We start from the raw sequence: 14,881 nt of genomic DNA on the forward strand, positions 1-14,881 counted from the left end.
CTCGTTATCAATCTCTCATTTAGAGAATAAAGTAGGGTGAGATCTTAGTGTAAGTGGCCTCATCAATAATGAGTATCTTCTTTAAATCCTCAATAGTTTTAAATTCTCCGTGCTGGTTCCGGTATTCTATAATTGCATTAGCCAATTGCCATTTAATGTAAGGGTGGGCCTTTAGCTCCTCTTTTGTTGCAGTATTTAGGTTGAACTTTTTGACTGAAAGTGTATTTAACTGTAAATATCCTTTTATGGCTTGATAAGTTGAGTCTGGCAGGCCATAGGTTTCTTTAATTTGCTCAATTGAATGGAATCCACCTAATTTGTCTCTGAAGTTTACAATTCGGTTGGCTAACTTACTGCCAATGCCAGGAAGAGCAATGTAAGCTCCTGTATCTGCACTGTTTATATCCACTATTTCTATTTTTTTCTCTTTCCTTTCATATGTGTAGGTTGGGTTGGTATAGTTGCGTTCATATTTGCTCTCTACCGAAGTAACTTGAATGTAATTAGCTATGTAGTTATAAAAACCTTCGGGCAAACCCCATATCTTTTGAAGATCTTCCGGTTTATAAAACCTTCCACCTTTGTTCCTATAATTGATAATTGTTCTAATGGTTCGCTCTCTAAGTCCCAACTTAGCCCACCCCTCAGCTGGTAATGTATTTGGATCAAAAACAAAGCGTTTACCTTTGGTAAAACCTGGCATACTGCTGGGCTCATAATTGTAAGAGGTAATACTTCTCGTTTCTGAATTGGTTTCATTTTGGTGTTGTACAGTATCCAGCATACGTGCAATGGTTGGATCAATAGGGGTAGGGGGATGGTAAGTACGGGAGAAAAACCTGGGCAAAAAGCAGATGATCAGGATCAAGGATAAAACAAAATAAATTCCTATTCGGTCCTTTTTAGTAAAAGTCAGATAGTCTCGAAGGATTTGTTTCGGACTCATGCAGTTAGTTTGATTTCTGAAAATTATCTAAAAATTTGTGGCTTAATATTTGTTGTCGTGAAAAATTCTGGTTTTCCCAGCAAAATTCTTACTTTTGCTGTCCTTTAGTTTTGGCCAAAAACAATTTTGACGTTACAATACATTCTCAAGTAATTGATTTTCAATAGCTTTTATTTTTCAAATAAGAGCCTGAGAAAGTCTTGTCTCGTTTAAAACAAAAACCGGTTTTTATACATATGTCTGCTACAACAATGAATCAAAGGATCAATTTCGGAAAAATTGGAAACATTGCCGATACTCCTGATCTTCTGGCAGTTCAAATTCAATCCTTTAAAGAGTTTTTTCAGCTTGAAACAACTCCTGACAAACGAAACATTGAAGGCCTGTTCCGTGTGTTTAAGGAAAACTTTCCTATCACTGACACCCGTAACATTTTCGTTCTGGAATTTTTGGACTACTTTATCGATCCGCCTCGTTATACTATTGAAGAGTGTATGGAGCGTGGTTTGACGTACGCTGTGCCTTTAAAAGCAAAGCTGCGCTTAAGCTGTAATGATGAGGAGCATATCGATTTCCAAACAATCGTGCAGGATGTATTCTTAGGAAATATCCCCTACATGACTCCACGTGGTACGTTTGTTATCAACGGTGCTGAGCGTGTAGTAGTTTCTCAATTACACCGTTCTCCTGGTGTATTCTTCGGTCAGTCAGTTCACCCAAACGGTACTAAGATTTACTCTGCGAGAGTAATTCCGTTCAAAGGTGCCTGGATGGAATTTGCTACAGACATTAACAATGTGATGTATGCATACATTGACCGTAAGAAAAAGTTCCCGGTAACTACTTTATTGCGTTCAATTGGTTATGAAACCGATAAAGACATTCTGGAGTTGTTCGGAATGGCTGACGAGGTAAAAGGAGATAAGAAATCATTACAGAAGTTTGAAGGTCGCCGCTTAGCTGCGCGTGTATTACGTAGCTGGGTAGAAGACTTCGTGGATGAGGATACCGGTGAGGTGGTTTCTATTGAGCGTAATGAAGTGATCTTGGATCGTGATCAGATCTTAGATGCAGAAGCTATTGATACTATTTCTGAAATGGATATCAAGAGCATCTTCGTGCAAAAAGAAGATGTAGGTGGCGATTACGCTATTATCTATAACACGTTAAATAAAGATACCTCTAACTCAGAGCTGGAAGCCGTACAGGTAATCTACCGTCAATTGCGCGGTGCTGATGCTCCTGATAACGAAACAGCGAGAGGTATTATCGATAAATTATTCTTCTCTGATAAGCGTTATGATCTAGGTGAAGTTGGTCGTTATAAGATCAACCGTAAGCTAGGTTTGCACTCTCCTGTTGAGCAAAAAACGCTGACAAAAGAAGATATCATTGAAATCATTAAGTATCTGGTTCGCTTAACTAATGGTAAAGCGGAAATTGATGATATTGATCACCTGAGCAACCGTCGCGTACGTACAGTAGGTGAGCAGTTATACGCTCAGTTTGGTGTAGGTCTTGCTCGTATGGCTCGTACTATTCGTGAAAGAATGAACGTACGTGATAACGAGGTATTTACGCCAGTTGATTTGATCAATGCCAGAACACTTTCTTCTGTAATCAACTCGTTCTTTGGAACTTCTCAGTTGTCTCAGTTCTTAGACCAAACCAACCCGCTTTCAGAAATCACGCATAAACGTCGTATTTCAGCGCTCGGACCAGGTGGTTTAAGCCGTGAGAGAGCAGGTTTCGAGGTACGTGACGTACACTATAGCCACTATGGTCGTTTGTGTACTATTGAAACACCGGAAGGTCCAAACATTGGTTTGATCTCTACACTTTGTGTACACGCTAAGATCAACGAGATGGGCTTCATTGAAACGCCTTACCGTAAAGTTGATAACGGTAAAGTGAACATGAAGCAATTGACTTTCTTAAGTGCTGAAGAAGAAGATACGGCAAAGATTGCACAGGCTAACGTGCCTGTTGATGAAAAAGGCAACTTCGTTGAAGATAGAATTGTGAGCCGTGAAACGGGTGACTTCCCAATTCTAGATAAAAACGAAGTAGAATATATGGACGTAGCACCTAACCAGATTGTTGGTTTAAGTGCTTCATTGATTCCGTTCTTAGAGCATGATGATGCTAACCGTGCCCTGATGGGATCAAACATGCAACGTCAGGCTGTACCATTATTGCGTCCAGACGTACCTGTTGTAGGTACTGGTTTGGAAGCTAAGGCAGCTCGTGACGCACGTATTCAGATTCATTCGGAAGGAGAGGGTGTAGTAGAGTTTGTTGATGCAAACGAAATTCATGTTCGTTACAATCGCAACGATGAGCAACGTTTAGTTTCTTTTGAAGATGATTTGAAAGTTTACAGACTAACAAAGTTCATTAAGACTAACCAAGAAACTTCTATCAACCTGAAGCCTGCTGTTAAGAAAGGACAGAAAGTAGTAGAAGGCGATTTCTTAACTGAAGGTTATGCAACTCGTAATGGTGAGCTGGCCTTAGGTAAGAACCTGAAAGTAGCCTTCATGCCTTGGAAAGGTTACAACTTCGAGGATGCGATTGTAATCTCTGAAAGAGTTGTAAAAGAAGATATGTTTACTTCAGTTCACATTTCTGAATATGAACTGGAAGTACGTGATACGAAGTTGGGTGAGGAAGAATTGACTCCAGATATTCCAAACGTTTCTGAAGAAGCTACAAAAGATCTGGATGAGAATGGTATCATTCGCATTGGTGCTCAAATTAAGGAAGGTGATATCTTGATTGGTAAGATCACTCCTAAAGGTGAATCTGACCCAACACCAGAAGAGAAGTTATTGCGTGCCATCTTTGGTGATAAAGCTGGTGATGCGAAGGATGCTTCTCTGAAAGCACCAAACGGTGTGGAAGGTGTAGTGATCGGTAAGAAACTGTTCCAGAGAGCGAAGAAAGATAAGAACGCAAAAGTTCGTGAGAAAGCTGCCATTGAGAAGTTAGAAAAAGTACACGAAAAGAATGTGTCTGATCTAATGGAAGTATTGTTGGATAAACTACTGACATTATTGAAAGACAAAGCTTCTGCAGGTGTTTCTAACAACTTTGGCGAGGTGTTAATTGGTAAAGGCTCGAAGTTCACTCAGAAAAACCTTTCAGGTATTGACTACATGAACGTTAATCCGTTGGGTTGGTCTGGTGATGCGAAGATTGATGATCAAATCAACATTCTTCTTCACAACTATAGCATTAAGTACAACGAAGAACTAGGTCGTTACAAGCGCGAGAAATTCAACATCTCTATTGGTGACGAATTACCTGCAGGTGTACTGAAACTGGCTAAAGTATACATCGCTGTTAAGCGTAAGCTGAAAGTAGGTGATAAGATGGCCGGTCGTCACGGTAACAAGGGTATCGTTGCTAAGATTGTTCGTGCTGAAGATATGCCGTTCCTGGAAGATGGAACTCCTGTGGATATCGTATTGAACCCGCTGGGTGTACCTTCTCGTATGAACCTTGGACAGATCTATGAAACTGTGTTAGGTTGGGCTGGTATGGAATTGAGTACCAAGTTTGAAACGCCAATCTTTGATGGTGCTTCAACTGACGACATTGCTAAGTTCTGTGAGCAGGCTGGTATCCCAATGTTCGGTCACACATACTTGTATGATGGTGAAACCGGTGAACGTTTCCACCAGAAAGCTACTGTGGGTGTTATCTATGTTATCAAACTTCACCACATGGTGGATGATAAGATGCACGCACGTTCTATCGGACCATACAGCTTGATTACTCAACAGCCGCTGGGTGGTAAAGCGCAGTTCGGTGGTCAGCGTTTCGGTGAGATGGAGGTTTGGGCTTTGGAAGCATACGGTGCATCTAACATCTTACAAGAGCTGTTAACGATCAAGTCTGATGATATCATTGGCCGTGCTAAAACGTACGAAGCCATTGTGAAAGGTGAAAATATTCCTCGCGCTGGTGTACCTGAATCATTCAATGTATTGGTACATGAATTAAGAGGCTTAGGCTTGGATTTAAAATTCCATGACTAATAAGATCGTGAAACGTGAGACTCTAAATGTGAAAGTTTGAGTCTCGCGTTTCTTGATTCATTTTTCGCGAAAAAAGAATTAGAAACTTCAAATTAGAAATCAGCTAATATGGCTTTTAATAAAAGAGATAATCGTCCAAGACCATCGTTTTCAAAGATTACGATTGGTTTGGCTTCTCCCGACAGCATTTTAGAAAAAAGCTTTGGTGAAGTACTAAAGCCGGAGACCATTAACTATCGTACCTATAAACCTGAAAGAGATGGTTTGTTCTGCGAAAGAATTTTTGGTCCCGTAAAAGATTACGAGTGTGCTTGCGGTAAGTATAAGCGTATTCGTTATAAGGGCATCGTTTGCGACCGTTGTGGTGTAGAGGTAACTGAGAAGAAGGTACGTCGTGAGCGTATGGGCCATATTAAATTAGTAGTGCCTGTAGTTCATATCTGGTATTTCAAATCTCTGCCTAATAAAATTGGTTACCTGTTAGGAATGAGCTCTAAGAAATTAGAGTCTATTGTTTACTATGAGCGTTTTGTAGTAATTCAATCAGGTATCCGTGCTGATAAAGGTCAGAACTACGGCGACTTATTGACTGAAGAAGAGTATTTGGACATTTTGGATACCCTTCCAAAAGATAACCAATACCTGCCTGATGAAGATCCTAACAAGTTCGTAGCCAAAATGGGTGCGGAAGCTGTTAGTGACTTGTTGGCAAGAATCGACTTAGATCAGTTGTCTTATGATCTACGTAATGCAGCAGCAACAGAAACTTCTCAGCAACGTAAAGCGGACGCCTTAAAGCGTTTGTCTGTTGTAGAAGCTTTCCGTGATGCACAAACAAGAATTTCTAACCGTCCTGAATGGATGGTAATGCAATACATTCCGGTAATTCCACCAGAACTGCGTCCGTTAGTGCCGCTGGATGGTGGTCGTTTTGCGTCTTCTGACCTGAATGATTTATACCGTCGTGTAATTATCCGTAACAACCGTTTGAAGCGTTTGTTAGAGATTAAAGCGCCAGAAGTAATCTTACGTAACGAAAAGCGTATGTTACAGGAAGCGGTTGACTCTTTATTTGATAACAGCCGTAAGTCTAACGCCGTTAAAGCGGAAGGTGGCCGTGCCTTGAAATCACTTTCTGATGTATTGAAAGGTAAGCAAGGTCGTTTCCGTCAGAACTTGTTAGGTAAACGTGTTGACTACTCTGGTCGTTCTGTAATTGTAGTGGGACCTGAGATGAAGTTGCACGAGTGCGGTTTGCCAAAAGATATGGCTGCTGAATTATTCAAGCCATTTATCATTCGCAAGTTGATTGAAAGAGGTATCGTAAAAACAGTGAAATCAGCCCGTAAACTGGTTGATAAGAAAGAGGCTGTGGTTTGGGATATCTTAGAAAATATTTTGAAAGGTCACCCGGTAATGTTAAACCGTGCCCCAACGCTGCACCGTTTATCTATCCAGGCCTTCCAACCGAAGTTAGTAGAAGGTAAAGCGATTCAACTTCACCCGTTGGTAACAACAGCCTTCAACGCCGACTTTGATGGTGACCAAATGGCGGTACACGTGCCTCTGAGCCATGCCGCTATCTTGGAAGCTCAATTGTTGATGTTGGCTTCTCATAACATTTTGAACCCGCAGAACGGTACGCCAATCACCCTTCCTTCTCAGGACATGGTACTTGGTCTGTACTATATTTCTAAGGGTAAGAAATCAACTGAAACTGAAAAAGTTCGTGGTGAAGGAAAAGCTTTCTATAGCCAGGAAGAAGTTATCATTGCTTACAATGAAAAGCGTGTAGATCTACATGCGCATATTAAAGTAAAAGCAAATGTGCGTCAGGGTGAGCAATTGGTAAACAGATTAGTGGAAACTACTGTAGGTCGTGTATTGTTCAACCAATTCGTTCCATACGAAGTAGGCTATGTAAATGCCTTGTTGACCAAGAAAAACCTGCGTGAGATCATTGGTGATATCATTAAGATTACAAACGTTCCAAAGACGGCTAAGTTCCTGGATGATATCAAACAATTAGGTTTCCGTATGGCGTACTCTGGTGGTCTGTCATTCTCTATCAATGACTTGATCATCCCAGATATTAAGCAAGAATTACTGGATAACGCGAAGAATGAAGTAGACGAAGTGTGGGAAAACTACAACATGGGTCTAATTACAAACAACGAGCGTTATAACCAGATCGTAGATATTTGGTCTCGTGTGGATACCCGTATCACTGAAACATTGATCCGCGAATTAGCAACGGATAAGCAAGGTTTCAACTCTGTATACATGATGTTGGATTCCGGTGCCCGTGGTTCTAAGCAGCAGATCAAGCAGTTGGCTGGTATTAGAGGATTGATGGCAAAGCCACGTAAATCTGGTTCTACTGGTTCTGAGATCATTGAAAACCCGATCCTTTCCAACTTTAAAGGTGGTCTGAACGTATTGGATTACTTTATCTCTACGCACGGTGCTCGTAAAGGTCTTGCGGATACGGCCCTTAAAACAGCCGATGCCGGTTACCTGACCCGTCGTCTGGTAGACGTTGCACAAGATGTTGTAATCACTGAGGAAGATTGCGGTACACTACGTGGTATAGCTACTTCTGCATTGAAAGATAACGAGGATATCATTGAGCCATTGTCTGACCGTATTGAAGGTCGTACTTCAGTACACGATGTATATAATCCTGTAACGGAAGAATTAATCATTGCGGCTGGAAACGAGATCACTACTGATATTGCGAACTTGATTGAAGAAGTTGGTATTGAAACAGTAGAAATCCGTTCTGTACTGACATGTGAAGCCAAGCGTGGTACGTGTGTGAAGTGTTATGGTAAGAACCTGGCAACAGGTATTCTGGCTCAACGTGGTGATGCGGTTGGTATTATTGCTGCACAGTCAATCGGTGAACCTGGTACACAGTTAACACTACGTACCTTCCACGTGGGTGGTGTGGCTGGTTCTGCTTCAGTAGAATCTACATTGCCAGCTAAGTTTGACGGTACAGTGCAGTTTGATGGTGTACGTTCAGTAACAACCACGAATAACGAAGGTGATAAAGTACAAGTAGTAATTGGTCGTACAGGTGAAGTGAGAATCGTAGACGAGAAGAACGATCGCTTGTTAATCACTAACAACGTTCCTTACGGTGCTACTTTATTAGTGAAAGATGGTCAGAAGATCAAGAAAGGTGATGTAATCTGTACATGGGATCCATTCAATAACGTAATCGTAGCTGAACAAAATGGTAAGCTGAAGTTTGAGAATGTGCTTGAAGGTATTACGTTCCGTGAAGAGGCTGATGAGCAAACTGGTCACCGCGAGAAAGTGGTAATTGAAACCAGAGATAAAACTAAGATTCCATCAATTATTGTTGAAGGAAAAGATAAGAAATCATACAACTTACCTACAGGTAGCCATATCGTAGTTGACGAAGATGAGGATGTAAAAGCAGGTCAGGTTATTGTGAAGATCCCTCGTGTGTTAGGTAAGTTGAGAGATATCACCGGTGGTCTTCCACGTGTAACCGAGTTGTTTGAAGCTCGTAACCCAAGTAACCCTGCTATCGTATCTGAGATCGATGGTGTGGTAACCATGGGAGCAGTTAAACGTGGTAACCGTGAGATCATCATTGAAGCAAAAGATGGCGTAACCCGTAAATACTTAGTTCCATTGACTCGCCAGATCCTGGCACAAGATGGTGACTTTGTGAAGGCTGGTTCTCCATTATCTGATGGTCAGATTGCACCGCAGGATATTCTTTCTATTCAAGGTCCATTTGCCGTACAACAGTATGTGGTGAATGAGATCCAGGAAGTTTATCGCTTACAAGGTGTAAGAATTAACGATAAGCACATTGAGGTGATTGTGCGTCAGATGATGCGTAAGGTATCTATTGTAGATCCAGGTGATACGAAGTTCTTGGAAGATGATCTGGTTGATAAGTTTGAGTTCTTAGAAGAGAATGATTACATTTTCGATAAGAAGGTAATTACTGAAGCCGGAGAATCATCAAGAATGCGTCCTGGTCAGATTGTAAGTCTGCGTGAGATTCGTGAAGAGAATTCAATTTTACGTCGTAGCGATAAGACGTTGGTTGAATACCGTGATGCGAAGCCGGCTACATCTGCTCCAACCTTGTTAGGTATCACGAAGGCTTCATTAGGTGTAACCAGCTGGATTTCTGCAGCTTCGTTCCAAGAAACAACTAAAGTGTTGTCTTCAGCTGCGATCCAAGGTAAGACCGACGACATGCTAGGCTTGAAAGAAAACGTGATCACTGGTCACTTAATACCTGCAGGTTCTGGTCTGCGTGAATTCGATAACTTCATAGTAGGTAGCAAAGAAGAATATGAATTGCTGCAAACAGCTCGTGAAGCCATGAATTTCGACGAAGAAGAATAATCATTTATAAAGGCTTTTTATTAAGAACCCCACTTTTAGTGGGGTTCTTTTTGTATATAGCAATATTCATTTAAAAAAGCTTTACATGGGGACGGTTGGATTGTCCAGCTCAATTATATTATCAAAAGACTTCCAAGTGGCATTCATTTTTAGCCATTACATTATATCTGTTTTAGTTATTGCTATGGGCAATGTTGTTTTAAACTGTAAGAAAGGCTGCTATTTCGTACCTTTATAGACTACGCATTTGATTAATTATCGCCCTTCTTATTATACTTTTCTTTACTATTTCTTATGGGTTTATAACAGTAGATGGATAGCCTGATACGGGTCTAGTACGGGTAAGGTACGGGTAAGGTAGGGGTGAGATACGGGTGAACCTACAGGCTACCATGACGTTACTATGGCTTTACATAGGCTTTGCTATGAAGGTACATAGGCGGAGCTGTGAAGTAGTAGAGGAGTGATTATGGAGGTAGGCCATGGAGGAGTAGGATTGAGATTAGTCTGCCCAGCTATAATTTAGCATCATCTTCAAATTACCTGATAAACATTTATTCAGTGATCATAAGATTCTAATACGCTAATCAAAGTGCGTTTTAATAGCTTATCCCTTTAATAAAATGACCTCGTAGTTACAAGTACGAGGTCATTTTATTGTGTTTATTATGCTTTGCTATCGTCGACTGCCGGTGATAGCCGTATAAATAGCCAAGGCCAAAACTGCACCGCCTGTGGCTACTAAAATACTGTAAAGATTAAAGCCATCAACTGTGCCCCAGCCAAACTGGGTGGCTATCCAACCGCCTAAAACAGCACCAATAATTCCAATAAACATCGTAACAAAACATCCCTGAGGATCTCTACCCGGATGAAGGGCCTTTGCAATAGCCCCAGCCACTAAGCCTAGCAGCACCCATGAAATAATACCCATACCCTTTAATTTAAGCTTTAACAATTATTAGCCTTTACGCAAAGGGTGTACCTGCTGTTAATCGTTTGAAAAAGTTGTTATTGTAAAAGCGCGTCCGTATCATTTTGCCCCTTATTTTGCACAAAATTGTTCTTGAATGAAAAACGGCTTACTTATTTTAAACGTCGTGCTTTTAGCATTGGTTGGTGTTCTTTTTTACCTACATTTCTCTTCTAAGAACCCATCAGCTGCAAAGACTGCTAATAATCAAACAACTGCTGCTGCCAATACTCCCGGTTTTAAGATTGCTTATTTTGAAATGGATTCGGTAGAGAACTCCTTTCAAATGGTAAAGGATGTAAAGGCTGAACTGACAAAAAAAGAAGAAGCTATTGGATCTGAATTAGAGCGTTTAGAAAAGAATTACCGTAGTAAGGTAGCCCAATATCAAGCGCAAGCTCAAGGTAACAATATGACGCAGGTGCAATCTGAGATGGCTCAACGTGATGTTATGCAAATGCAGCAAAGTATGCAAAGCCGTCGTCAATCACTTGAGCAAGAGTACCAAGATCTGCAAATGCGTAAGTTGAAAGATGTAAAAGCTAAGATTGAAGATTATCTTAAGCAGTATAATAATGATAAAAATTATACTTACATTTTTGCGTATGAGCCAGGTATCTTTTATTATAAAGACACTACTTATAACATTACAGGAGATATTATTAAAGGTTTAAATCAACTGTATACAAAGAAATAAGATTACTGATACCGCAGATTGAGTATGAAGTTTGCGGATTGATCATAAAGTATTTTAAAGAAGGTCCCGCCATTTGGCGGGATTTTTCGTGACCGCGGATTTGATGGATTTATGGGATTAACAGGATTACCATTTTTTAGAATAAATGATAGTATGCTGGAGGAAGAATGGATTGGAAGTATTTGAAAAGATGAAAAGGCTTGTAATTCGTTATTTCTGGGCTTATAAATGGGGTAGTTGTCTAAATCCTTGAATTCTGTTTCAAAATCATATATATCAGCGGTCTTTCTTATCTTGACGTAAAATTGATTGCTAGTGATGGAAACTATTGAAACTATTGCCACGCCTCAAAAGGCCATTCAAGAGGATAAAGATTTTAAACGGTCTTTGGGGTTATTAGATGCTACGATGATTGTAGCAGGCTCTATGATAGGGTCGGGTATTTTTATTGTGAGTGCTGATATAACCCGTAATGTAGGAAGTGCGGGTTGGTTAGTGGCTGTGTGGTTAATAACCGGCTTTATGACCATAACGGCAGCTTTGAGTTATGGTGAGTTAAGCGGCATGTTCCCTAAAGCTGGTGGTCAGTATGTGTATTTGAAGGAGGCCTATAATCCACTTGTTGGGTTTTTGTATGGCTGGAGTTTCTTTGCCGTAATTCAAACGGCCACTATTGCCGCAGTGGGTGTGGCTTTCGCCAAGTTTACCGCCTACCTGATTCCCTCGTTAAGTGAAGACCTGGTAGCAATAGATCTAGGGTTTCGAACCATATCTCCCGCGCAATTATTATCCATAGTTGTGATTGTTTTACTTACTTATATCAACACCCGTGGGGTAAAGAATGGTAAGATAATCCAGACCACTTTTACCATGACTAAGCTTTTGAGCCTGTTTGGTTTGATTGCATTTGGCTTGATCATGGCAAAAGGAGATGTATGGACAGCCAACTGGAGTAATGCATGGGATTTACATGGATTAGCAAAAGATGGCAGCGTTACATCTTATACAATGGTGGCGGCATTGGGTGCCATAGCAGCTGCCATGGTAGGCTCAATATTTAGTAGTGATGCCTGGAATAATGTAACCTTTATAGCCGGGGAGATTAAAAACCCTAAACGCAATATTGGCTTGAGTTTATTCCTGGGAACTCTTATTGTAACACTGATTTATGTAACTGCCAATATTATGTATACGGCAGTTTTGCCTTTACAAGAGATTGCTGCTGCTGATAAAGACAGGGTAGCTGTAGCCGCTTCTCATGCCATCTTTGGTAATGTTGGAACTATTGTAATAGCCTTAATGATCATGGTATCTACCTTTGGCTGTAACAACGGATTGATCCTGGCAGGTGCCCGTGTGTATTATACCATGGCACAGGATGGATTATTCTTCAAGCAGACGGGGCATTTAAATAAGGCTGCAGTACCAGAGACCGCGTTGTGGATTCAGTGTATAGCTGCATGTATCTGGAGTTTGAGTGGAAACTATGGACAGCTGCTTGATATGATATCTTTTGTAGTGGTGATGTTCTACATGCTTACGATAGCTGGCATTTTTATCTTGCGCAAGAAGCGCCCGGATATGGAGCGTCCATATAAAGCATTTGGTTATCCTGTAATGCCAATCCTGTATATTCTGATGGGATTAGCTTTCTGTATTTTATTGATCATCTATAAACCTGAGTTTACATGGCCAGGTTTGATCATTGTGTTAGCTGGAATTCCAATTTATTTCATTGCTTTGTCGCGCCAAAAAAGGCTTGTCTAACTAGATGAAGGATTTACAGCAGTTATTTGCAACGTTTAAAGAGGTTAAAGTAGGAGTGATTGGTGATGTGATGTTGGATACCTACATGTGGGGGCATGTGGAAAGGATTTCACCTGAAGCACCTGTTCCTATTGTTTCACTGGATAAGAAAGAGTACAGAATAGGTGGTGCAGGTAATGTAGCGTTGAATTTGCATTCATTAGGCGCACAAGCATATGTATTATCAGTAACGGGAAAGGATGAAGATTCCGTAAACCTGAATGCCTTATTTGCACAATGTGGCATTAATGTTCAATACTGTATTCAAAGTACAAGTAGAATTACAACCAATAAAACGCGCATTATTAGTCGCAATCAGCAAATGATGCGATTGGATAATGAAATTACATTCGACCTAAACCGGGAAGAAGAAGCCGCTTTATTGGACAAGGTTGAGCAATTCATTGTAGCTGAAAAGCCTGATATTATCATCCTTGAGGATTATAACAAGGGTGTGTTGACTGAAGCCGTCATTAGAAGTGTGATTAGCATTTGTAAAAAGGCTGGTGTATTAACTGCCGTAGATCCAAAGCGCAAGAACTTCTTTACTTACAAAGGTGTAGACCTATTTAAGCCTAACCTTAAGGAGGTAAAAGAGGCGTTAAACATGCTCTTTACGGATGCTGATCATGCGTTGCTGGAAAGTATCCACGCAGAACTGCATAACCTGTTGCACCATAGGATCTCCTTTATTACGCTTTCCGAAAAAGGGGTGTTTTATAAGGATGGAGAGGAAACTAAACTGATTCCTTCGCATGTGCGGAACATAGCTGATGTTTCAGGGGCGGGTGATACGGTAATTGCTGTAGCCGCTTTGGTATATGCTGCTACAAAAGATGTATACCTGATGGCCGCTATTGCTAATATTGCCGGGGGACTGGTTTGTGAAGAGGTTGGGACAGCTGCCATTGATCCAAAGCGTCTATTGGAGGAGAGTGAGCTTCTTATTCAATAAGACAGTGCTCTGTTCTGCATTAACAAGAATTACAACATCAATTGCGCCTTCTTTCATTGTAAAAAGGCGCAATTTTGTTTATTAGATATTCACTTTCAATACTTAGATACTCATGTCGACATTTACAATAGCTATACATGGCGGTGCTGGTACCATTTTGAAAGAAGATATGACGCCGGAGTTGGAAAAGGCGTACATGGATGCACTTAACGATGCTTTGGAGGCGGGGTATGGAGTTTTGCAAAGAGGGGGAAGTGCCGTAAATGCTGTGAAAGCTGCTTGTATTTTGTTAGAAGACAATGTCTTGTTTAATGCGGGTAGGGGCTCTGTTTTTACTAAACAGGGATTGCAGGAAATGGATGCTGCCATTATGGATGGCGCCAATTTAGATGCAGGAGCAGTTGCCGGTGTACGTAATGTGCGTAATCCTATTGCATTGGCCATTGAAGTAATGCAGCATAGTAACCACGTTTTCTTAAGCGGGCAAGGAGCTAACGATTTTGCTTTACAACAGGGCATTAAGCTTGAGGCGGATGATTATTTCTATTCACAGTTTCGGTATGATCAATGGAAAGCAGTGAAGGATACCGACGACTATGTGATGGATCATCAGCATGAGTCAAAGGATGAGTTGATACGTGATAAAAAGTTTGGTACCGTAGGAGCTGTTGCCTGTGATAGTAATGGAAATATTGCAGCGGCAACAAGTACTGGTGGTATGACCAATAAGAAATGGGGACGTATTGGAGATAGTCCTCTTATTGGTGCTGGGACTTATGCTAATAACGCAACCTGCGCCATTAGTTGTACAGGGCATGGTGAGCTATTTATCCGCTCTGTAGCGGCCTATGATGTTAGTTGCCTGATGGAATACAAAGGCCTCAGCCTACAAGATGCTATGGACATAGTAGTGCGGGATAAATTAGTAAAGATTGGTGGGGAAGGGGGGATGATTGGTGTAGATGCAAAGGGTAACTTTGCTATGCCCTTTAATAGTGCCGGTATGTATAGAGGCGCTAAAAGTAGTATGGGACGATTTGAAGTTTTGATTTATAAATAA

At 40.9% G+C, this 14,881-nt stretch carries 8 protein-coding genes; 6 read left to right on the top strand and 2 right to left on the bottom strand.

Annotated elements, in window-relative coordinates; all coding sequences use genetic code 11:
• Positions 1-19: 19 nt before the first annotated feature.
• On the bottom strand, positions 20-946 hold the full coding sequence (locus SY85_RS22370; protein ID WP_066407912.1) for a ComEA family DNA-binding protein: 927 nt from the start codon (positions 944-946) through the stop codon (positions 20-22).
• Between the two features lie 236 nt (positions 947-1,182).
• Between SY85_RS22370 and rpoB the strand changes: the two genes are divergently transcribed.
• Positions 1,183-4,989 (top strand): DNA-directed RNA polymerase subunit beta, encoded by a 3,807-nt coding sequence (rpoB, locus tag SY85_RS22375; protein WP_066407915.1) that lies wholly within the window; start codon positions 1,183-1,185, stop codon positions 4,987-4,989.
• A 108-nt stretch (positions 4,990-5,097) separates the two neighbouring features.
• Positions 5,098-9,390: a DNA-directed RNA polymerase subunit beta' gene (gene rpoC, locus SY85_RS22380; protein WP_066407917.1), complete on the top strand. Its 4,293-nt coding sequence runs from the start codon at positions 5,098-5,100 to the stop codon at positions 9,388-9,390.
• A 676-nt stretch (positions 9,391-10,066) separates the two neighbouring features.
• Here rpoC and SY85_RS22385 read toward each other — a convergent pair.
• Positions 10,067-10,324: a GlsB/YeaQ/YmgE family stress response membrane protein gene (locus SY85_RS22385; protein WP_066407920.1), complete on the bottom strand. Its 258-nt coding sequence runs from the start codon at positions 10,322-10,324 to the stop codon at positions 10,067-10,069.
• A gap of 136 nt (positions 10,325-10,460) precedes the next feature.
• Here SY85_RS22385 and SY85_RS22390 point away from each other — a divergent pair, with 136 nt between their 5' ends.
• The 4 genes from SY85_RS22390 (at position 10,461) to SY85_RS22405 (ending at position 14,881) form a co-directional block, all read left to right on the top strand.
• Entirely contained in the window at positions 10,461-11,060 is a 600-nt protein-coding gene (locus tag SY85_RS22390; protein WP_066407922.1) for an OmpH/Skp family outer membrane protein, read from the top strand.
• A gap of 318 nt (positions 11,061-11,378) precedes the next feature.
• On the top strand, positions 11,379-12,827 hold the full coding sequence (locus SY85_RS22395) for an APC family permease (RefSeq protein WP_066407925.1): 1,449 nt from the start codon (positions 11,379-11,381) through the stop codon (positions 12,825-12,827).
• A gap of 4 nt (positions 12,828-12,831) precedes the next feature.
• Entirely contained in the window at positions 12,832-13,821 is a 990-nt protein-coding gene (locus SY85_RS22400) for a bifunctional heptose 7-phosphate kinase/heptose 1-phosphate adenyltransferase (protein WP_066407928.1), read from the top strand.
• Positions 13,822-13,933: 112 nt separating this feature from the next.
• A complete protein-coding gene (locus tag SY85_RS22405) occupies positions 13,934-14,881 on the top strand; it encodes an isoaspartyl peptidase/L-asparaginase family protein (protein ID WP_066407930.1) in 948 nt (315 codons plus the stop codon).

It is taken from the genome of Flavisolibacter tropicus (assembly GCF_001644645.1).
Lineage (GTDB): Bacteria > Bacteroidota > Bacteroidia > Chitinophagales > Chitinophagaceae > Flavisolibacter > Flavisolibacter tropicus.